Below are 20,781 nucleotides of genomic sequence, written 5' to 3'. Positions count from 1 at the left end.
TCGTCAGTGCAGCGGACCCTGCCCGTGACGGATCTTCGCGGCGAATTGTCCGGCCGCTTGTTCGGGAATCGGGCTCGCGTGAATATGCGCGATGCGCCACTCGCCGCGTTCGTGAATCATCACGTACGTGGCGAAAACCATGTCGGGTTCGGCCGTCAGGTCGGCCTGCTGATGCGCTTCGGCGATCGTGTAGACGACGGTGCCGAGGCTGTCGTATACGCGGATGTCGAGCGGTTCGATCGTCACGGGGCGCGTCGCGAGCCGGTTGGCCAGCCCGCTGCGGATCTGGTCGAGGCCGTGCAGATGCTCGCCGTCGGCCCAGACGCAGCTGGCGAAGTCCTCGTCGATCCACAACCCCAGCAGCGCGTCGAGATTGGCATCGGCGACGGCCTGGTAGTAGGCGTTCAGCGTATCGGCAGCGGCTTCGAAAAGGCGGGCAAAACGTGGCATCGGGGTTATCTCTCGCGCGCGTCGCGCGCCGTATTCAGCACGGCGGCCCGGATGGAGCCGCCGTACACCGGTGAATCGGATTGCCCGGCGCGTCGTGCGACGCTGCCGGCCAGGGTCAGCGCTGCCCGACGAGCATGCCGCGCAAATCGCCGAATACCTGCTCGGGACCGAGTTCGCGCAGGCACTTCAGATGGCCGAGCGGGCACTCGCGTTCGAAGCAGGGACTGCATTCGAGATGCAGCCATTGTACCTTCGCCAGGTCAGACAGCGGAGGAGTGTGGCGCGGATCGGTCGATCCGTACAGCGCGACGAGCGGCCGGCGCAACGCGGCCGCGACGTGCATCAGCCCCGAATCGTTGGTCACGACCGCGTTCGCGCGCGCGATCAGCGCACATGCCTCGGACAGCGACGTCTGCCCGCACAGGTTGCGCACGTTCGGCGCGTGGTCGGCGATCGCCTGCGCGGCGGCGGCATCCTTCTGCGAGCCGAGCGCGACGATCTGCGTGTACGGGAACGACTGATGGACGATCGTCGCGAGCGTCGCGAAATGCTCGGGCGGCCAGCGCTTGGCCGGGCCGTATTCTGCGCCGGGGCAGAACACGACGAGCGGCTTGCGCGTATCGAGATTGAAACGCGCGGACACGCGCGCCGTCTCGTTCAGGTCGGCGTCGAGGCGCGGCGCGGGCAGCGTCTTCATCGACTCGGGCAGCTTCGCGCCCGGCGCATACGCGAGCGCCGCGTAGTGGGTCGTCATCGGCGCTCGCTCGGCCGATTTGTCCGGGTTCGCGTGCCGCACGTTCAGCAGGCCGTAGCGATGCTCGCCCGTGTAGCCGATCCGCAGCGGGATGTTCGCGAGCCACGGGATCACCGCGGACTTCAGCGAATTCGGCAGCACGTACGCCGCGTCGTAGCCGACGTCGCGCAGGTCGCTCGCGAGCTGCCAGCGGCGCAGCAGCTGCAGCTTGCCGTGCGCGAGGTCGGTCGCGTAGACATCGTGGATCTCGGGCATCCGCTCGAGCACGGGCGCGACCCAGGTGGGCGCGACGGCATCGATCGCGATGCGGGGATGGAGCTTCTTCAGCAGCGCAAAAAGCGGCTGCGCCATCAATGCGTCACCGATCCAGTTCGGTGCGATAACCAGCGCTCGACGCATCAGGTCGACTTCCGATGTCGTAATGAAGCACGGCGCACAGGCACCGCGTTCGGGTTGTCAGAACAGGAAAAGGGCGGCGCGCCGGGATTCCGGCTGCGCCGCCTTGCGTGCGGCGGGCCCGCGGGCCCGGCCAGCCGGGGCTCAGTGGCCCTTGACCACCTCGCCGTCGCGCAGCTTGTAGCGCGTGCCGCAGTACGGGCAGCGCGCCTCGCCGTGCGAGACGTCGATGAACACGCGCGGGTGCGCGCTCCAGCGCGCCATGGCCGGGTTCGGGCAGTAGGCGGGGAGATCCTTGGCCGTCAGCTCGACCAGCGGCATTTCCTTGATTTCGCTCATGAGACTTTCTCTTATCACTCTTTTGTGGGGCGGTCGGTGGCGCAGCGCACTCAGACCTTCGTCAGCCAGTGCGCGTACTTCGCGTTCTTGCCCGACACGATATCGAAAAACGCCGACTGGAGCTTTTCCGTGACCGGGCCGCGCGCGCCGCTGCCGATCGTGCGGTTGTCGAGTTCGCGGATCGGCGTGACTTCGGCGGCCGTGCCCGTGAAGAACGCCTCGTCGGCCGTGTAGACCTCGTCGCGCGTGATGCGCTTCTCGATCACCTCGATGCCGGCGTCCTTCGCGAGCGTGATGACCGTGTCGCGCGTGATGCCGTCGAGGCACGACGATAGGTCGGGCGTGTAAAGCTTGCCGTTGTTCACCAGGAAGAAGTTCTCGCCGGAGCCTTCCGACACGTAGCCGTCGACGTCGAGCAGGAGCGCTTCGTCGTAGCCGTCGGCGGTCGCTTCCTGGTTCGCGAGGATCGAGTTCACGTACCAGCCCGACGCCTTCGCGCGCACCATCGACACGTTCACGTGGTGGCGCGTGAACGACGACGTCTTCACGCGGATGCCCTTCGCGAGGCCTTCCTCGCCGAGGTACGCGCCCCACGGCCATGCCGCGATCGCGACGTGGATCGTGTTGCCCTTCGCCGACACGCCGAGCTTTTCCGAGCCGACCCAGATGATCGGGCGCAGGTAGCACGACTCGAGCTTGTTCTCGCGCACGACTTCGAGCTGCGCGGCTTCGAGCGTTTCCCGGTCGAACGGCACGTCCATCTGGAAGATCTTCGCCGAATTCAGCAGACGTTTGGTGTGCTCGCGCAGACGGAAGATCGCGGTGCTGCCGTCGGCCGTCTTGTACGCACGCACGCCCTCGAAGACGCCCATGCCGTAGTGCAGCGTATGGGTCAGGACGTGGATCTTGGCGTCGCGCCAGTCGATCAGCTTGCCGTCCATCCAGATCTTGCCGTCGCGGTCGGCCATTGACATAGGATTCTCCTGGAAGCGGTGAGGTGCTGCGGGTTGTGTGCAGCGTTGAGCCGGAAAGACGCATATTTTAGCGTCATTTGGCGTCGAGCCGGTCGGTCGGCCGAGGGCCGGGGCTATAATCGTCCGGCACCGATTCCAATGACGACGGGCCGTGCCGGCAGGAGACGCCGGAGCCCGGACGAACCGCCCGCTGCGGCCCGCTTTCCCATGCTCGCTCGATTGTCCGCCACCGACCGCTTTGCGCTGATCCAGGGCGCGCGCGACTATTCCCCGACCCTGATGGCGATCCTGTCCTGGGGGCTCGTCACCGGCGTCGCGATGAGCAAGTCGGTGATGACACTCGGGCAGGCGAGCGCGATGTCGATCTTCGTCTACGCGGGCTCGTCGCAGCTCGCGGTGCTGCCGCTCCTCGTCGCGAAGCTGCCGATCTGGACGATCCTGCTCACGGCCACGATGGTCAACCTGCGCTTCGTGATCTTCAGCGCCGGGCTTGCTCCCCATTTTTCCTACCTCCCGCTGTGGCGGCGCCTCGCGATCGGCTATTTCAACGGCGACGTGATCTACCTGCTGTTCCAGAAACAGGGCTTCGCGAACGGCCACGTGCCGGGCAAGGAGGCGTATTTCTGGGGGATGGCGCTCGCGAGCTGGGCGTCGTGGCAGGCGTCGTCGCTCGCCGGCATCCTGCTCGCGAGCTTCGTTCCCGCGAGCTGGGGGCTGGAGCTGGCCGGCACGCTCGCGCTGATCCCGATCATGGTGTCGGCGGTCGCGAACCGCTCGACGCTCGCGGCCGTCGCGGTCGCGGGCATCGTGTCGCTCGTCGCGTTCGACCTGCCGTACCGGCTCGCGCTGCCGATCGCGGTGCTGGCCGCGCTCGCGGCCGGCAGCATGGCCGATTTCTTCGTCGAACGGGCCGACTGGCGGCGCATCCGTACCGAAACCGTGCACGAGAAGGAGATCGAATGAGCGCGACCGAGATCTGGATCGTCATCGTCGGGATGACGGTCGTCACGGCCGTCACGCGTGCGCTGTTCCTGCTCGGCGGCGAACGCACCGTGCTGCCCGAGCGCGCCCAGCGCGCGCTGCGCTACGCGCCGGCCGCCGCGCTCGTCGCGGTCGTGCTGCCCGACGTGCTCGAAACGCCGGCCGGGCTGTCGTTCGCGCTGTCCAATCACCCGTTCTACGCGGCGCTCGCCGGCCTCGGCTGGTTCTTGTGGCGGCGCAGCATGCTCGGTACGATCGTCATCGGGATGCTCGTCTTCACCGTGCTGCGCCTGATCTTCTGACGAATCGCCGCGCCGGCCGGCCGGGGCCGGCCGCTGGCGCGCGCGCATTGCTGCGTTGCGGCAATGTGTCGATGGCCACGCGCGATCCCAAATAGGCGGAATTCGCCGCCGCACGGGTCAGTCTGCCGGATGGATCGGCTAGAATGCCCGTTCGAGATTTTTTACCCGTGCGCGTCATGCGAACCGCCAGCCACGGCCGCATCCGGCGCCCTTTCGCGGCAGCCCGCGCACGTCCAGCGTGAACCCCCTTTCCCCATCCACTACTTCAATCTGTTCAACATGAGCCAAGTCAAGCGTCTTACCGACCTGATCGCCGCCGGCCAGCTCGCCGGCAAGCGGGTGTTCATCCGCGCCGACCTGAACGTCCCGCAGGACGATCAAGGCAACATCACCGAAGACACGCGCGTGCGCGCGTCCGTGCCGGCCATCCAGGCCGCGCTCGACGCCGGCGCGGCCGTGATGGTCACGTCGCACCTCGGTCGTCCGACCGAAGGCGAATTCAAGCCGGAAGACTCGCTCGCGCCGGTCGCGAAGCGACTCGCCGAACTGCTCGGCCGCGACGTGCCGCTCGTCTCGAACTGGGTCGAGAACGGCGTGAACGTCGCGCCGGGCCAGGTCGTGCTGCTCGAGAACTGCCGCGTGAACAAGGGCGAGAAGAAGAATTCGGACGAGCTCGCCCAGAAGATGGCGAAGCTCTGCGACGTGTACGTGAACGACGCGTTCGGCACCGCGCACCGCGCGGAAGCGACCACCCACGGGATCGCGAAGTACGCGCCCGTCGCATGCGCGGGCCCGCTGCTGGCCGCCGAACTCGACGCGCTCGGCAAGGCGCTCGGCAACCCGGCGCGTCCGCTGGTCGCGATCGTCGCCGGTTCCAAGGTGTCGACCAAGCTGACCATTCTCAAGTCGCTGGCCGGCAAGGTCGACCAGCTGATCGTCGGCGGCGGCATCGCGAACACGTTCATGCTCGCGGCCGGCCTGTCGATCGGCAAGTCGCTCGCGGAAGCCGATCTCGTCGCCGAGGCGAAGGCGATCATCGACGAGGCGCGCGAGCGCGGCGCGTCGGTGCCGATCCCGAGCGACGTCGTCACCGCCAAGGAATTCTCGCCGACGGCAGCAGCCACGGTGAAGCAGGTCGCCGACATCGAAGCGGACGACATGATCCTCGACATCGGCCCGGATACGGCCCGCGCGCTCGCCAGCCAGCTCGAGAAGGCCGGCACGATCGTGTGGAACGGCCCGGTCGGCGTGTTCGAGTTCGACCAGTTCGGCAACGGCACCAAGACGCTCGCCGAAGCGATCGCCAAATCGTCCGCGTTCTCGATCGCGGGCGGCGGCGACACGCTCGCGGCCATCGCGAAGTACGGCATCCACGACCAGGTCAGCTACATCTCGACGGGCGGCGGCGCCTTCCTCGAGTTCCTCGAGGGGAAGAAGCTGCCGGCCGTGGAAGTGCTCGAAACGCGGGCGGCCTGAGCGTGGTGGCGCGCGCAGGGGTGACGAAGGCCGCGCGCTTCGCGAAAGCGGAGCAGCCGGCCGGCGCGGGCAAGCGCAAACGCGCGCCCGCGCGGGCGAACTCCACCCCGCGCGCACCGGCGGCCGCCGGCGACGCGGCCATGCAGCACCACGAGATTCAGAACAAAGCGATGCCGGGCGCAAGCACCGGCACGCCCCCCGGAACGGCCGCCGCTGGGCTCGCCGATTCCGGCTCTCGCAGCGTTTCACCCAGCGCATCCACCTTGATCCAGATGAGGAGTTTCATGCAGCGCGCCACCAAGATAGTCGCCACGATCGGCCCGGCTTCCAGTTCGCCGGAGATTCTGCTGCAGATGATGCAGGCGGGCCTCGACGTCGTGCGGCTCAATTTTTCGCACGGCACGGCCGACGATCACCGCCAGCGCGCCGAGATGGTGCGCGAGGCCGCCCGCAGGGTCGGCCGCGAGATCGCGATCATGGCCGACCTCCAGGGCCCGAAGATCCGCGTTGGCAAGTTCGAGAACGGCAAGACGACGCTCGTGCCGGGTCAGGCCTTCATCCTCGACGCGGGCTGCGAGCTCGGCAACGACGAGCGGGTCGGCCTCGACTACAAGGAGCTGCCGCGCGACCTGAAGCCGGGCGACCTGCTGCTGCTGAACGACGGCCTGATCGTGCTGACCGTCGAGCGCGTGCTCGGCGACGAGATTCACACGATCGTCAAGGTGGGCGGCGAGCTGTCGAACAACAAGGGGATCAACCGCCAGGGCGGCGGCCTGTCGGCGCCCGCGCTGACCGCGAAGGACATGGAAGACATCCGCACGGCGATGTCGCTCGGCGCGGATCTCGTCGCGGTGTCGTTCCCGAAGAACGCGACCGACATGGAAATGGCGCGCCAGCTCGCGAACATCGCGGGCGCGCCGTACGGCATCAAGCCGAAGATGATCGCGAAGATCGAGCGCGCGGAGGCGATTCCGGCGCTGCAGAGCATCCTCGACGCGTCCGACGGCATCATGGTCGCGCGCGGCGACCTCGCGGTGGAAGTCGGCAACGCGGCCGTGCCGGCGCTGCAGAAGCGCATGATCCGGATGGCGCGCGAGTCGAACAAGCTCGTGATCACCGCGACGCAGATGATGGAATCGATGATCCACGCGCCCGTGCCGACCCGCGCGGAAGTGTCGGACGTCGCGAACGCGGTGCTCGACGGCACCGACGCGGTGATGCTGTCGGCCGAGACGGCCGCCGGCAAGTACCCGGTCGTCACGATCGAGACGATGGCGGCCGTGTGCGTCGAGGCGGAAAAGTCGGAACACGTCGAACTCGACAAGGATTTCCTCGACCGCACGTTCACGCGGATCGACCAGTCGATCGCGATGGGCGCGTTGTTTACCGCCTATCACCTGGGTGCGAAGGCGATCGTCGCGCTGACCGAATCGGGCGCGACCGCGCTGTGGATGTCGCGTCACTACACGCACGTGCCGATCTTCGCGCTGACGCCGCGCGTCGGCAGCGAGCGCACGATGGCGCTGTACCGCAACGTGACGCCGCTGCACGTCGACTTCAACAGCGATCGCGACTCGGCGCTGCAGGCGGCGCTCGAGATCGTCGTCAAGCAGGGCTACGTGCAGCACGGCGACATGGTCGTGCTGACCGTCGGCGAGCCGATGGGGCAGGCGGGCGGCACCAACACGCTGAAGATCGTGCGGGTCGGCGAACATTATTGAGCGCCGGCGTGCACCGGGCCGGTCCGTCGACCGGTCCGACGGCCGCCCGAACTGATCGGGCACCGTTTATTCGACGAAAGCCGCGCGGGGTTCGATGCCCCGCGCGGCTTTTTTTCTGTTTTTTGGCCGCATTGTGCCGTGCGAAGGTAACAAAATGCGAGTACGCGCCACCGGGCGGTCGGAATCGGAGGCGCTTCGCGATAAAATGCGGCTATTCGACGCTCAGCCGCGCCGTGCCGCCCCGGATTCGACGGGGAGCGAGCGCCGCGCCGGCGTCAGGGCGCACCGGTTTTCATTCCAAGGAGTTCCACAATGCCTCTCGTATCAATGCGTCAATTGCTGGACCACGCGGCAGAGCACGGTTACGGCCTGCCGGCCTTCAACGTGAACAACCTGGAGCAGGTCCAGGCGATCATGGCGGCAGCGGACCAGGTCGGCGCGCCCGTGATCATGCAGGCATCGGCCGGTGCGCGTAAGTACGCGGGCGAGCCGTTCCTGCGCCACCTGATCGAAGCGGCGGTCGAGTCGTATCCGCACATCCCGGTCGTGATGCACCAGGATCACGGCCAGTCGCCGGCGGTCTGTACGGCCGCGATCCGCAGCGGTTTCACCAGCGTGATGATGGACGGTTCGCTCGAAGCCGACGGCAAGACGGTCGCCTCGTACGAATACAACGTCGACGTGTCGCGCAAGGTTGTCGAGATGGCGCACTCGATCGGCGTGACGGTCGAAGCCGAACTCGGCGTGCTGGGCTCGCTCGAGACGATGAAGGGCGACAAGGAAGACGGCCACGGCGCGGAAGGCACGATGACCCGCGAGCAGCTGCTGACCGATCCGGAGCAGGCCGCCGACTTCGTGAAGCTCACGCAGTGCGACGCGCTCGCGATCGCGATCGGTACCTCGCACGGCGCGTACAAGTTCTCGAAGAAGCCGACGGGCGACATCCTGTCGATCCAGCGCATCAAGGAAATCCACGCACGCATCCCGAACACGCACCTCGTGATGCACGGTTCGTCGTCGGTGCCGCAGGAACTGCTGGCCGAGATCCGCGAATTCGGCGGCGACATGAAGGAAACCTACGGCGTGCCGGTCGAGGAAATCCAGGAAGGCATCAAGCACGGCGTGCGCAAGATCAACATCGACACCGACCTGCGTCTCGCGATCACCGGCGCGATCCGCCGCTACCTGTTCGAGAACCCGGGCAAGTTCGATCCGCGCGATTACCTGAAGCCCGCGCGCGAAGCGGCGAAGCAGGTCTGCGTCGACCGCTACCTCGCGTTCGGCTGCGAAGGCCAGGCCGCGAAGATCAAGCCGGTGTCGCTCGACAAGATCGCCGAACAGTACAAGTCCGGCGCGCTCGCGCAGGTCGTGCGCTGAGACTGTAGTACGATTGCCCCGCCCGGTTTCGCGCCGGGCCGGGGCTGACTGCCTTGGGGCCGGATCGGATCCGGCCCCGGCAGCCGTTCCGTCCGGCCGAACAAGGGCCGGCCGGCAACCGACGGGCGTGATCTCCCGGCGGTTCGCCGACGCATTGCAAGACCGCCGTTCCCGCCTGCCGCGGGGAACGGCGTTTCCCTTTTTGTTTGGCTCCTTATCTGCGAAAAGACGATGTCTACCCTTTACGAATCCACGCTCCGCTCGCTGCCGCTCCTCGGTCGCGGCAAGGTCCGCGACAACTACGCGGTCGGCAACGACAAGCTCCTGATCGTCACGACCGATCGCCTGTCGGCATTCGACGTGATCATGGGCGAGCCGATTCCGAACAAGGGCCGCGTGCTGAACCAGATGGCGAACTTCTGGTTCGACAAGCTCGCGCACATCGTGCCGAACCACCTGACGGGCGACACGCCGGAAGCGGTCGTCGCGGCCGACGAGGTCGAGCAGGTCAACGGCCGCGCCGTGGTCGTCAAGCGCCTCGAGCCGATCATGATCGAGGCGGTCGTGCGCGGCTACCTGGCCGGCAGCGGCTGGAAGGAATACCAGGCGTCGGGCGCCGTGTGCGGCGTCAAGCTGCCGGAAGGCCTGCAGAACGCGCAGAAGCTGCCTGAGCCGATCTTCACGCCGGCCGCGAAGGCCGAGCTCGGCGAGCACGACGAGAACATCACGTTCGAGGAAACCGAGCGCCGCATCGGCACCGAGCTGGCCGCGACGATCCGCGACATCTCGATCCGCCTGTACAAGGAAGCAGCCGACTACGCGGCGACGCGCGGCATCATCATCGCCGACACGAAGTTCGAATTCGGCCTCGACAACCACGGCAAGCTGTACCTGATGGACGAAGTGCTGACGGCCGATTCGTCGCGCTTCTGGCCGGCCGACCAGTACCAGGTCGGCACCAACCCGCCGTCGTTCGACAAGCAGTTCGTGCGCGACTGGCTCGAGGCGCAGCCGTGGGGCAAGACCGCGCCGGCACCGGCACTGCCGGCCGACGTCGTCGAGAAGACGGCCGCGAAGTACCAGGAAGCGCTCGAGCGCATCACCGGCCAGCCGCTCGCCTGAACGAAGGAACGCACGAAATGAGTGAAGTCCAGACTGCCCACACGCACAGCGCGCCGCTCGTCGGCGTGCTGATGGGTTCGAGTTCCGACTGGGACGTGATGAAGAACGCGGTCGCGATCCTGCAGGAATTCGGCGTGCCGTACGAAGCGAAGGTCGTGTCCGCGCACCGGATGCCCGACGAGATGTTCGACTACGCGGAGAAGGCGCGCGAGCGCGGGCTGCGCGCGATCATCGCGGGCGCCGGCGGTGCCGCGCACCTGCCCGGCATGCTGGCCGCGAAAACCACGGTGCCGGTGCTCGGCGTGCCGGTCGCGAGCAAGTACCTGAAGGGCGTCGATTCGCTGCACTCGATCGTGCAGATGCCGAAGGGCGTGCCGGTCGCGACGTTCGCGATCGGCGAGGCCGGCGCCGCGAATGCCGCGCTGTTCGCGGTGTCGATCCTGTCCGGCAACTCGGTCGACTACGCGAACCGGCTCGCCGCGTTCCGCGTGCGCCAGAACGAAGCCGCGCACGCGATGGTGCTGCCGCCGCTCGCGTGACGGCGCACCGGCGGCCGCACTGCGATGCCAGCGGCCGCCTGATCCTCCCCACTGCGGCGGGCGTTGCCCGCTGCGACCGACCACTGACATGACCGCAACTCCTGATTCCGTTTCCCCGATCCTGCCCGGCGCGTGGCTGGGCATGGTCGGCGGCGGCCAGCTCGGCCGCATGTTCTGCTTTGCCGCCCAGTCGATGGGCTATCGCGTCGCCGTGCTCGATCCCGATCCGACGAGCCCCGCCGGCGCGGTCGCCGACCGTCACCTGCGCGCGGCCTACGACGACGAAGCCGCGCTCGCCGAACTGGCCGAACTGTGCGATGCCGTGTCGACCGAATTCGAGAACGTGCCGGCCGCGAGCCTCGATTTCCTCGCGCGCACGACGTTCGTCGCGCCGGCCGGCCGCTGCGTCGCGGTCGCACAGGACCGGATCGCGGAGAAGCGTTTCATCGAGGCGTCGGGCGTGCCGGTCGCGCCGCACGTCGTGATCGAATCGGCGGCGGCACTCGCCGCGCTCGACGATGCCGCGCTCGACGCGGTGCTCCCGGGCATCCTGAAGACGGCGCGCCTCGGCTACGACGGCAAGGGCCAGGTGCGCGTGAGCACCGCGCGGGAAGCGCGCGACGCGCATGCGTCGCTCGGCGGCGTGCCGTGCGTGCTCGAGAAGCGCCTGCCGCTGAAATACGAAGTGTCCGCGCTGATCGCGCGCGGCGCGGACGGCCGCTCGGCCGCGTTCCCGCTCGCGCAGAACGTGCATCACAACGGCATCCTCGCGCTGACGGTCGTGCCGGCGCCGGCCGCCGATGCCGCGCGCGTCGAGGAGGCGCAGCAGGCAGCCGTGCGGATCGCCGATACGCTCGGCTACGTCGGCGTGCTGTGCGTCGAATTCTTCGTGCTGGAAGACGGCTCGTTCGTCGCGAACGAAATGGCGCCGCGCCCGCACAACTCCGGCCACTACACGGTCGATGCGTGCGCAACGAGCCAGTTCGAGCAGCAGGTGCGCGCGATGACGCGCATGCCGCTCGGCAACCCGCGCCAGCACTCGCCGGCGGCGATGCTGAACATCCTCGGCGACGTGTGGTTCCCGAACGGTGCGGCCGAGGCCGTCACGCCGCCGTGGGACACGGTCGCCGCGATGCCGGCCGCGCACCTGCACCTGTACGGCAAGGAAGAAGCGCGCGTCGGCCGCAAGATGGGTCACGTGAACTTCACGGCCGAGACGCGCGACGACGCGGTTGCCGCGGCCACCGCGTGCGCGCAGCTGCTGCGCGTGCCGCTCGACTGAGGCACCGGCCGATGTCCATCGATCTCCCGAACACCGTGACGCCCGCGCAGATCGACGCGGCTGCCGCGCTGCTCGACGCGGGGCAACTCGTCGCATTCCCGACCGAAACCGTGTACGGGCTCGGCGGCGACGCGGCGAATCCCGAGGCCGTCGCGCGCATCTATGCGGCGAAAGGGCGGCCGGCGAACCATCCGGTGATCGTGCATCTGCCGCCCGGCGGCGACCCGGGCTACTGGGCCGACGACCTGCCGGCCGATGCACAGGCGCTGATCGATGCATTCTGGCCGGGCCCGCTGACGCTGATCCTGAAGCGTCATGCGCGCATTCCGGATGCCGTGAGCGGCGGCCAGGATTCGGTCGGCCTGCGCTGTCCGTCGCATCCGGTCGCGCAGGCGCTGCTGGCCGCATTCAGCGCGCGGCGCGGCGGCCACGGCGGCGTCGCCGCGCCGTCCGCGAACCGCTTCGGCCACGTGAGCCCGACCACCGCTCAGCATGTGCGCGAAGAATTCGGCGACACCGTGCACGTGCTCGACGGCGGTCCGTCGGAAGTCGGCATCGAATCGACGATCCTCGACCTGTCGCGCGGTTTTCCGGCGCTGCTGCGCCCGGGCCACGTGACGCCGCAGCAGATCGCCGACGTGCTCGGCCGCGCGCCGCGCCTGCCCGACGGCAGCGATGCGACCGCGCCGCGTGCGTCCGGCACGCTGAAGGCGCATTACGCGCCGCGCACGCCGCTCGCGCTGCTGCCGTTCGAGGCGCTCGAGCCGCTGCTCGCGGCCGCGCAGACCGATGGCGAACGCGTCGCGCTCGTCGCGCGCGCGTCGCGCGCGGGACGCTGGGCGCAGGCCGACGGCGTGCATTTCGTCGCGGCGCCGGAAGATCCGCAGGCATATGCGCGCGATCTGTACGGGATGCTGCGCGCGCTCGATCGTGCGCAGGTCGCCCGCATTCTCGTCGAGAAGCTGCCCGAGACCGTCGAGTGGATCGCGGTCAACGATCGTCTCGGTCGTGCGGCCGCGGCGTTCGAAGCGCGCGACTGACGCGGCTTTCCGACGCCGTCCGCTCCGGAATGAAATAACGCCCGACCGGCGAACCGGTCGGGCGTTTTTGTTTGCGTGCGTGGCGGGCGGCTTATTTGCCGACGCCCGAAGCCGCGATCTGCTTCTCCACGAACTGTGCGAACAGCGCGTGCAGGCGCGTCGTCGGGTGGACCGTGTCGGCGAACATGTAGGTCTGGTCCGCGTTCGGGACCGTGTAGGTCTGCGGCGAGCAGAACAGCGACGAGCCGAATGCGGTCGCGTTCGCGACGCCGTACTGCGTCGCGGCCGCGACCATCGCCTTCAGGTTGCACGCGGTGTCGGTGTTCGACACGCTGAAGCCGTTCGCCTGGTAGTTGGCCGCGATGCCGTCCTGCCACGTGAACGTGTCGAGCAGCGCGACCTTCGTCGTGTCGACCTTCAGCGCAGCCAGCGTGCCGGCGAGCGTCTTGTTGAACAGCCCGGACAGTTGCGTGAACGCGGCCTGCGTCTGCGCGCCGCCCTGCAGCGCGAGCGGCGTGCCGCCGATGTCCGGCACGTTCGACACGTACACGTGCGCCGCGCCCGCCGCGACGATCTGCTGGACGATCCCGCCGAGCTGCTGCGCGGCCAGGCCGATCGCCTGCGCCGCCGCGAGTTGCGCGGCCGGCGTGTTGCCTTGCGCCTGCGCGACCTGCGCCTGGTAGAAGATGTCGTTCGCGCCGCCGTTGACCAGCACGATCTGGCCGGCGTTGAAGCTGCCGTGCTGCGTCAGGTACTGCTTGACCTGATCGGCGATCGGCGTCGTGGTCGCCTGCGCGTAGTCGGCGTTCGGCACGCTCGCGTCCGCGTGGCCGATGCCCGGCTGCAGCGTCACGCGCGAGCCGCCCTGTGCATAGCCGAGGCCGCCCGTCGCCTGCAGCGGAATGCCGAAGCCGCCCTGGTTCGCGGGCTGCAGCGTGTCGCCGTAGTACTGCGCGACATCCTGGGTCCACACCTGGCCGGGGTTGGTCGTGAAGCGGCCGCCGCCGAAGCCGAGCTTGATCTGCGAGTAGGTGCCGGCGTCCGACAGGCTGTCGCCGAACGACACGATCTGCATCTTCACGCCGGACGGCGGCGTGTTCGACGCGCTGCTGCTGTTGTTGTCGTCACCGCCGCCGCATGCGGCGAGCAAGGCGAGCGCGGCGCCCGCGATCGCGACTTGCGCGGTGCGCAGCAGGCGTTGGCGGTTGCGCGACGGAGTGTGTTGTCGTGACTGCATCGATGGATCTCCTCGTAGATATGGCCTGATGTATTGTGCATCTGCCGCGCGTCTCCTCCGGTACTGGCTGCGCGGCGGCCGTTGGCTGAAGCGGTTTATTGGTCGCGCACGGCCGCGAGCGGCGTGGTGCGCGGATCGTGGTTTGCGGCCTCGGCGATCTGCGCATGATAAGCGCTCGCCCATTCGGGCGGGCCGAAAATCGCGCGCAGCTTGTTGCGCCATCCATGGACGCGCAACGCGTCGGCCGCCATCGACACCCACTCGTGAAACGTCGCGACGAGCGGGTTGTTCGAGCCGAGCGGCTCGACGATTCCGAATTGCGGCGGATCGTCGGGCGACTCCTCGACGTAGCTGCCGAACAGGCGATCCCAGATCACGAGCACACCTGCGTAATTGCGGTCGATGTAGCGCGGGTTGCGTGCATGGTGCGCGCGATGGATCGATGGCGTGTTGAGCACGTATTCGAGCCAGCCGAGCTTGCCGATCGCCTGCGTATGCACGAAGAACTGGAACGCGAGGTTGATCAGCACGACCCCGACGATCTGCTGAGGCGGAAAGCCGAGGAACGCGAGCGGCAGCCAGAACGCCCACATGCCCGCGACGGGATACATCAGGCTCTGCCGGAACGCGGTCGAGAAATTCATCCGCTCGGACGAGTGGTGCACGACGTGCGCGGCCCACAGCCAGCGCACGCGATGGCTCGCGCGATGGAACCCGTAGTAGAGGAGATCCTGGCCGACGAACAGCACGGCCAACGACAGCCAGCCGTCGTGCCACGTGAACAGCCGGAAATGTGCGTAGCAGTACGCATAAACGGGGATCACGAACAGCCACGCGAGCTTGTCGGCGGCCTGGTGCATCAGCGCGAGCGCCGCATTGCACAGCGTGTCGCCCCACGCATAGAGATGATCCTGCGCGCGCGTGCGGGCGAGGTGCCAGGCCTCCCACGCGATGCAGAGCAGGAAGACGGGCGCCAGCGCGAGCAGAAGCAATTCGACGTCGAATCGCATGGACGTGTCTCCTCCTTTCCCCTGCAAGCCGTGAGGCCGGGCGTATGGCCCGTTGTAGATATCGGTCAGGCCAACAGCCTACGCAATCGGCACGCACTAGGCGAGGGGGCAGCGTAGAGGGTTCCCTCTGAGCGGCCCAAACCGGTCGCTTCGCGCCAGGCCGCCGAGGGGGCGTCGTGCGGGGCCGAAAACCTGGGGGCGGCCCGGCGTTTTCTTGAGGACAGGGTTTCTACGGAAGCCATGCGGAACGGGGCCGCGCGGTGCGGCCCCGTTTCATGGGCACGGCTGGCGGGCGCTGCGCGGCGCGCCGGCGGCCGGGACCGTTTCAAACCGCGCGGCGAGAACGCCCGGGGTGCGGGGCGCCCCGACATGTGGCGCCGCCCGCGATCGACGCAAGCCGGCAGCGCGGCATGCGTGCGCCGCTTCGCGGCGCGTGCGTCGTCAGTGCGCGCCCGCGTAGATCCATTCGAGCAGCGTGTCGTGCGCGGCACGCGCGCCTTCGGCTCGATCGTCGTTGATGAAACTGACGACGATGTAGCTCTGCCCGTCGGCGCCCGCGACGTAGCCCGCGATCGCGCGCACGTCGCGCAGCGTGCCGGTCTTGATGTGCGCGTTGCCGAGCACGCCGGCGTTGGTGAGACGGTTCTTCATCGTGCCGTCGATGCCGGCGATCGGCAGCGAATCGATGAACGCCTGCGCGACGGGGCTCGCGTTCGCCGCCTGCAGCAGCGCGGCGAGCGACTGCGCGCTCACGTGTTCTTCGCGCGACAGGCCCGAGCCGTTCTCGAGGTCGAGGTCGGGCATCGCGATCCCGCTCTTCTGCAGGAACGCGCGAATCGCGCGACTCGACTGCTCGGGCGTCGCGGGCGGCTTGCCGGCGACCGCGCCGATCGTCAGGAACAGGTTGCGCGCCATCACGTTGTTGCTGAACTTGTTGATGTCGTAGACGATGCTGCCGAGCACGGGGCTGTGATGGACCGCGAGCGGCCGTGCGGTGGTCGGCACCTTGCCTTCGCTGACGGGGCCCGCGATCGTGCCGCCGTCCTGCTGCCACAGCGCGAGGAAGCCGCGTGCGAAGAACGTCGTGTGATCGAGGATCGCGAGGTTCGTGGTGTGCGCGCCGCAGCGCAGCGGATAGTCGCCGGCGAACGAGGCGGTCATGATGCCGCCGCCGCCCGCCGACAACGTCGGACGCGCGGCCGCGGCCGCCGCGCCGCACGACCCGGTGCCTTCGACCAACTGGTTGTCGATCGACAGGTTCGCGAGCGGCGGCAGCACGTCGACGGCGATCTTGCCGTCGTCGCCCGGCGTCACCGTGAACGACACGGCCTTGAACGCATACAGCAGCGGATCGGGGCCGACGTTGTACGGCGCGCTCACGTCGTCGTCGAACGACGGCAGGTCGCGTGTCGACGCGGCGAAATAGCTCTTGTCGAGCACGAGGCCGCCGGCCACGCGCTTGATGCCCGCCTTGCGGATCTTGTCGACGAGGTCGATCAGTTCCTCCGGTACGAGCTTCGGATCGCCGGTGCCCTTGATGTAGAGGTTGCCCTGCAGCGTGCCGTCCGGATCGACCGGGCCGTCCGCATACGCGGTGGTGCGCCAGCGGAAGTCGGGGCCGAGGATCGACAGCCCCGAGAAGGTCGTGACGAGCTTCATCGTCGACGCCGGCATCATCGGCCGGCTCGCGTTCCACGCGATCAGCGGCTCGGGATCGCCGACGCGCTCGACGACGACGCTCATCGCCGAGGCCGGCACCTTCGCGCGCTGCAGTGCGACGAGCACGGACGCCGGCAGGCCGGCCGCCCGCGCGGCGGGCGACACCACGACGGTCTTGCGCGCTTCCTTGTGGGACTTCTTGCGGGCCTGCGCGGACGGTGCGAACGCAAGGGCCGTGCAGGTGGCGACGACGGCGGCCGCCCGCAGGAAGGGGCGGGCGCGGGGGGCGAACCGGGCGGAAAAATCGGAAATCGGCATGGGCGAATACGGGAAAAGCATCGGGCTCGGGCAGGGCGCGCGCGGCGCCGGAGCGCACATTGTAGAGACAAGTGCGCACACGCCCCTTGCAATCCGCCTTTCTGTTGCATTGCAGGCGGCGCACCCGATTCGCGGCGCTACAATGGTCGCCATGTCTTACTCGTCAGATGGGTTCCGGTTCCGATGCGGATTCTGCTTGTTGAAGACGATCGAATGATCGCCGAGGGCGTACGCAAGGCGTTGCGCGCCGACGGCTTCGCGGTCGACTGGGTGCAGGACGGCGACGCCGCGCTCACGGCGCTCGGCGGCGAGACGTACGACCTGCTGCTGCTCGACCTCGGCCTGCCGAAGCGCGACGGCATCGACGTGCTGCGCACGCTGCGCGCGCGCGGGCAGTCGCTGCCGGTGCTGATCGTCACCGCGCGCGATGCGGTGGCCGATCGCGTGAAGGGGCTCGACGCGGGCGCCGACGACTACCTCGTCAAGCCGTTCGACCTCGACGAACTGGGCGCGCGGATGCGCGCGCTGATCCGCCGCCAGGCGGGGCGCAGCGAGTCGCTGATCCGCCACGGCGCGCTGACGCTCGACCCCGCGTCGCACCAGGTGACGCTCGACGGCGCGCCCGTCGCGCTGTCCGCGCGCGAGTTCGCGCTGCTCGAGGCGCTGCTCGCGCGGCCCGGCGCGGTGCTGTCGAAAAGCCAGCTCGAGGAAAAGATGTACGGCTGGGGCGAGGAGATCGGCAGCAACACGGTCGAGGTCTACATCCACGCGCTGCGCAAGAAGCTCGGCTCGGACCTGATCCGCAACGTGCGCGGGCTCGGCTACATGGTCGTCAAGGAAAGCTGACGCGTGCGGTCGATTCGTCATCAACTACTGATCTGGCTGCTCGCGATCGTCGTCGCGGGCGTGGGCGCCGCGGGCTGGCTGATCTACCGGCAGGCGCTCGCCGAAGCGAACGAGCTGTTCGACTACCAGCTGCAGGAAATCGCCGCGGCGCTGCCGTCCGAGCCGTTTTCGCAGGTGTTCGGTTCGCGCACCAACGGCGACGAAGGCATCGTGATCCAGATCTGGAACCGCAACGGCGTGCTGATGTACTTCTCGCATCCGCGCGCGCCGATCGCGCCGCGCGCGGAACTCGGCTTCTCGACCGAGCGCACCGATCGCGGCGAATGGCGCGTGTACGGCGCGATCGTCGGCGACAACGTCGTGCAGCTCGCGCAGCCGCTGTCGGTGCGCAACCGGCTCGCGGCGAACGTCGCGCTGCGCACGCTGTGGCCGCTGATCGTGCTGCTGCCGTTTCTCGGCGCGGCGGTCTGGATGATCGTCGGGCAAGGGCTCGCGCCGCTCGAGCGCCTCACGCGCGCGGTCGAGGCGCGCCGGCCGGAAGCGCTCGATCCGTTGCCCGATGCGCGCCTGCCGCTCGAGGTGCAGCCGCTTGTGCGCGCGCTGAACGGGCTGCTCGCGCGGCTCGCGGCCGCGCTCGACACGCAGAAGGCCTTCGTCGCCGATGCCGCGCACGAGCTGCGCACGCCGCTCGCGGCCGTGCAGATCCAGGCGCAGCTCGTCGCGCGCGCGAAGGACGACGCTTCGCGCCGCGAGGCGCTCGCCGATCTGCAGGACGGCGTCACGCGCGCGACGCGCCTCGCCGAGCAACTGCTCGCGCTGGCGCGCGCCGAACCGGACGGCGCGACGATGCGCGAGCCGGTCGACCTGCAGGCGCTGCTGGTCGAATGCGTGGCCGCGCATGCACCGCTCGCGCAACGGCACAGCATCGATCTCGGCTTCGAGGAGACGCGCGCGGCGACCGTCGTCGCGGACGTCGGCGCGCTGCGCGTGATGTTCGGCAACCTGCTCGACAACGCGGTGAAGTACACGCCGGACGGCGGCCGCATCGACGTGTCGCTGACGCGCGACGCGGCCGGCCGCGCGTGCGTGCAGATCGGCGACAGCGGCCCCGGCATCCCGGCCGAAGAGCGCGAGCGCGTGTTCGACCGCTTCTACCGCGACAGCTCCGCGCGGGCGCGGGCCGACGTGTCGGGCAGCGGTCTGGGGCTCGCGATCGTCAAGCGCGTGGCGGCTCAGCAGGGCGCGACCGTGACGCTCGGCGACGCGGCCGCGGGCGGCCTGCTCGTGAGCGTCGTGTTCCGCGATGCCGAGCTGCCGCAGCCGGCGCCGCAGGCGTCCGAATCCGTATGACGAACGGCACACCGCGCGGGCGCCGCGCGGTAGCGGCGGCCTAAGCCCCGCTTAAGGTCGATTAAGCCTCCTTTAAGTCAGCGTCGTTACGCTGCGTCCTAACAACGAGGAGGTCCTACGATGAACACCCGATTCCTTGCGCGCGGCGCCGTCGCGGTCGCCGTGGCGGCCGCCCTGTCCGCCGGTTATGTCGCGGGCACCCGCCGCGCCGATCCGCAGATCATCACGCCCGCGCAGGCCGCCGCGCTGATGCCGGCCGAGGCCGCGGCGAAGACCGGCATTCCCGATTTCTCCGGGCTGGTCGAAACCTACGGCCCGGCGGTCGTGAACATCAGCGCGAAGCACGTCGTGAAGCAGGTGTCGCGGCGCGTGCCGCAGCCGCAGCTGCCGATGGATCCGAGCGATCCGTTCTACCAGTTCTTCAAGCACTTCTACGGCCAGGTGCCGGGCATGGGCGGCGACACGCAGCCGGACGACCAGCCGAGCGCGAGCCTCGGGTCGGGATTCATCGTCAGCTCGGACGGGTACATCCTCACCAATGCGCACGTGATCGACGGCGCGAACGTCGTCACGGTCAAGCTGACCGACAAGCGCGAGTACAAGGCGAAGGTCGTCGGCGCCGACAAGCAGTCCGACGTGGCGGTGCTGAAGATCGACGCGAGCGGCCTGCCGACCGTGAAGATCGGTGACCCGGCACAGAGCAAGGTCGGCCAGTGGGTCGTCGCGATCGGTTCGCCGTACGGCTTCGACAACACGGTCACGTCCGGCATCATCAGCGCGAAATCGCGCGCGCTGCCCGACGAGAACTACACGCCGTTCATCCAGACCGACGTGCCGGTGAACCCCGGCAACTCGGGCGGCCCGCTGTTCAACCTGCAGGGCGAGGTGATCGGCATCAACTCGATGATCTACTCGCAGACGGGCGGCTTCCAGGGCCTGTCGTTCGCGATCCCGATCAACGAGGCGATCAAGGTCAAGGACGAACTCGTGAAGACCGGCCACGTGAGCCGCGGCCGCCTCGGCGTCGCCGTGCAGGGGCTCAACCAGACGCTCGCGAGCTCGTTCGGACTGCAGAAGCCGGACGGCGCGCTCGTCAGCTCGGTCGACCCGAATGGCCCGGCCGCGAAGGCCGGCCTGCAGCCGGGCGACGTGATCCTCGCGGTCAACGGCTCGCCGGTGGCCGACTCCACGTCGCTGCCCGCGCAGATCGCGAACCTGAAGCCGGGCTCGAAGGCCGACCTGCAGGTGTGGCGCGACAAGTCGACGAAGTCGATCAGCGTGACGCTCGGCGCGATGACCGACGCGAAGCTGGCATCGAACGACGGCGGCCCCGTCGAGCAGGGGCGCCTCGGCGTCGCGGTGCGTCCGCTCACGCCGCAGGAGCGCAGTGCCGCCAACCTGTCGCACGGGCTGATCGTGCAGCAGGCCGGCGGCCCGGCAGCCAGCGCGGGCATCCAGCCCGGCGACGTGATCCTCGCGGTCAACGGCCGCCCGGTCACGAGCCCCGAGCAGTTGCGCGACGCGGTCAAGGGAGCAGGCAACAGTCTTGCTCTCCTGATCCAGCGGGATAATGCACAGATCTTCGTGCCGGTCGACCTGAGCTGACCG

The 20,781-nt window shown here is 68.7% G+C and carries 20 protein-coding genes; 12 read left to right on the top strand and 8 right to left on the bottom strand.

What is annotated here, in order from left to right; genetic code table 11:
- Positions 1-3: 3 nt before the first annotated feature.
- From DID99_RS03120 to DID99_RS03105, 4 genes are all read right to left on the bottom strand, one after another.
- Entirely contained in the window at positions 4-450 is a 447-nt protein-coding gene (locus tag DID99_RS03120) for a nuclear transport factor 2 family protein (RefSeq protein ID WP_006749968.1), read from the bottom strand.
- Between the two features lie 115 nt (positions 451-565).
- Positions 566-1,603 (bottom strand): lipopolysaccharide heptosyltransferase II, encoded by a 1,038-nt coding sequence (waaF, locus tag DID99_RS03115; RefSeq protein WP_044844509.1) that lies wholly within the window; start codon positions 1,601-1,603, stop codon positions 566-568.
- Positions 1,604-1,744: 141 nt separating this feature from the next.
- Positions 1,745-1,939: a zinc-finger domain-containing protein gene (locus DID99_RS03110; protein WP_006749970.1), complete on the bottom strand. Its 195-nt coding sequence runs from the start codon at positions 1,937-1,939 to the stop codon at positions 1,745-1,747.
- A 50-nt stretch (positions 1,940-1,989) separates the two neighbouring features.
- Positions 1,990-2,913, bottom strand: coding sequence for a branched-chain amino acid transaminase (locus DID99_RS03105; protein ID WP_047898927.1), 924 nt, complete (start codon positions 2,911-2,913; stop codon positions 1,990-1,992).
- Between the two features lie 207 nt (positions 2,914-3,120).
- Between DID99_RS03105 and DID99_RS03100 the strand changes: the two genes are divergently transcribed.
- The 3 genes from DID99_RS03100 (at position 3,121) to DID99_RS03090 (ending at position 5,672) form a co-directional block, all read left to right on the top strand.
- Positions 3,121-3,876 (top strand): AzlC family ABC transporter permease, encoded by a 756-nt coding sequence (locus DID99_RS03100; RefSeq protein ID WP_124486923.1) that lies wholly within the window; start codon positions 3,121-3,123, stop codon positions 3,874-3,876.
- On the top strand, positions 3,873-4,196 hold the full coding sequence (locus tag DID99_RS03095; protein ID WP_124486924.1) for an AzlD domain-containing protein: 324 nt from the start codon (positions 3,873-3,875) through the stop codon (positions 4,194-4,196). The genes DID99_RS03100 and DID99_RS03095 overlap by 4 nt, the downstream gene beginning before the upstream one ends.
- 279 nt (positions 4,197-4,475) lie before the next feature.
- Positions 4,476-5,672 (top strand): phosphoglycerate kinase, encoded by a 1,197-nt coding sequence (locus tag DID99_RS03090; RefSeq protein ID WP_124521091.1) that lies wholly within the window; start codon positions 4,476-4,478, stop codon positions 5,670-5,672.
- Positions 5,673-5,829: 157 nt separating this feature from the next.
- Here the strand turns inward: DID99_RS03090 and DID99_RS37715 are convergent, their stop codons facing one another.
- Positions 5,830-5,958 (bottom strand): hypothetical protein, encoded by a 129-nt coding sequence (locus DID99_RS37715; RefSeq protein WP_257773798.1) that lies wholly within the window; start codon positions 5,956-5,958, stop codon positions 5,830-5,832.
- Between DID99_RS37715 and pyk the strand changes: the two genes are divergently transcribed.
- The 6 genes from pyk (at position 5,957) to DID99_RS03060 (ending at position 12,753) form a co-directional block, all read left to right on the top strand.
- On the top strand, positions 5,957-7,393 hold the full coding sequence (gene pyk / locus DID99_RS03085) for a pyruvate kinase (protein ID WP_044844504.1): 1,437 nt from the start codon (positions 5,957-5,959) through the stop codon (positions 7,391-7,393). The two genes, DID99_RS37715 and pyk, sit on opposite strands and share 2 nt — an antisense overlap.
- Before the next feature lie 312 nt (positions 7,394-7,705).
- Positions 7,706-8,770, top strand: coding sequence for a class II fructose-bisphosphate aldolase (gene fba / locus DID99_RS03080; RefSeq protein WP_044844503.1), 1,065 nt, complete (start codon positions 7,706-7,708; stop codon positions 8,768-8,770).
- A gap of 231 nt (positions 8,771-9,001) precedes the next feature.
- The gene (locus DID99_RS03075) at positions 9,002-9,892 is read left to right on the top strand and encodes a phosphoribosylaminoimidazolesuccinocarboxamide synthase (protein ID WP_124666051.1); all 891 of its coding nucleotides are present in this window, start codon (positions 9,002-9,004) and stop codon (positions 9,890-9,892) included.
- A gap of 17 nt (positions 9,893-9,909) precedes the next feature.
- Positions 9,910-10,431, top strand: a complete 522-nt coding sequence (gene purE / locus DID99_RS03070) for a 5-(carboxyamino)imidazole ribonucleotide mutase (RefSeq protein WP_044844501.1) — start codon at positions 9,910-9,912, stop codon at positions 10,429-10,431.
- Positions 10,432-10,519: 88 nt separating this feature from the next.
- The gene (locus DID99_RS03065; RefSeq protein WP_044844500.1) at positions 10,520-11,713 is read left to right on the top strand and encodes a 5-(carboxyamino)imidazole ribonucleotide synthase; all 1,194 of its coding nucleotides are present in this window, start codon (positions 10,520-10,522) and stop codon (positions 11,711-11,713) included.
- An 11-nt stretch (positions 11,714-11,724) separates the two neighbouring features.
- Positions 11,725-12,753 carry an L-threonylcarbamoyladenylate synthase gene (locus tag DID99_RS03060; protein WP_124666050.1) on the top strand — a complete coding sequence of 343 codons (1,029 nt, stop codon included), beginning with the start codon at positions 11,725-11,727 and terminating at the stop codon, positions 12,751-12,753.
- Positions 12,754-12,844: 91 nt separating this feature from the next.
- On the opposite strand, the gene DID99_RS03055 is transcribed toward DID99_RS03060, so the two are convergent.
- From DID99_RS03055 to dacB, 3 genes are all read right to left on the bottom strand, one after another.
- Entirely contained in the window at positions 12,845-13,990 is a 1,146-nt protein-coding gene (locus tag DID99_RS03055) for an SGNH/GDSL hydrolase family protein (RefSeq protein ID WP_124666049.1), read from the bottom strand.
- Positions 13,991-14,085: 95 nt separating this feature from the next.
- Positions 14,086-15,000, bottom strand: coding sequence for a sterol desaturase family protein (locus DID99_RS03050; protein ID WP_124666048.1), 915 nt, complete (start codon positions 14,998-15,000; stop codon positions 14,086-14,088).
- Positions 15,001-15,441: 441 nt separating this feature from the next.
- Complete coding sequence (gene dacB / locus DID99_RS03045; RefSeq protein ID WP_124666047.1) at positions 15,442-16,977, bottom strand: D-alanyl-D-alanine carboxypeptidase/D-alanyl-D-alanine-endopeptidase; 1,536 nt, start codon at positions 16,975-16,977, stop codon at positions 15,442-15,444.
- A gap of 183 nt (positions 16,978-17,160) precedes the next feature.
- Here dacB and DID99_RS03040 point away from each other — a divergent pair, with 183 nt between their 5' ends.
- The 3 genes from DID99_RS03040 (at position 17,161) to DID99_RS03030 (ending at position 20,778) form a co-directional block, all read left to right on the top strand.
- The gene (locus tag DID99_RS03040; RefSeq protein ID WP_044844495.1) at positions 17,161-17,823 is read left to right on the top strand and encodes a response regulator; all 663 of its coding nucleotides are present in this window, start codon (positions 17,161-17,163) and stop codon (positions 17,821-17,823) included.
- 3 nt (positions 17,824-17,826) lie between these two features.
- Complete coding sequence (locus DID99_RS03035) at positions 17,827-19,173, top strand: ATP-binding protein (protein ID WP_124486929.1); 1,347 nt, start codon at positions 17,827-17,829, stop codon at positions 19,171-19,173.
- A 120-nt stretch (positions 19,174-19,293) separates the two neighbouring features.
- On the top strand, positions 19,294-20,778 hold the full coding sequence (locus tag DID99_RS03030; protein WP_044844493.1) for a DegQ family serine endoprotease: 1,485 nt from the start codon (positions 19,294-19,296) through the stop codon (positions 20,776-20,778).
- Positions 20,779-20,781 lie beyond the last annotated feature (3 nt).

This window comes from Burkholderia sp. Bp8986, from assembly GCF_003854225.1.
GTDB lineage: Bacteria > Pseudomonadota > Gammaproteobacteria > Burkholderiales > Burkholderiaceae > Burkholderia.
The sequence above is the reverse complement of the archived record's forward strand: the minus strand, read 5'-3'. Positions and strand labels throughout refer to the sequence as shown.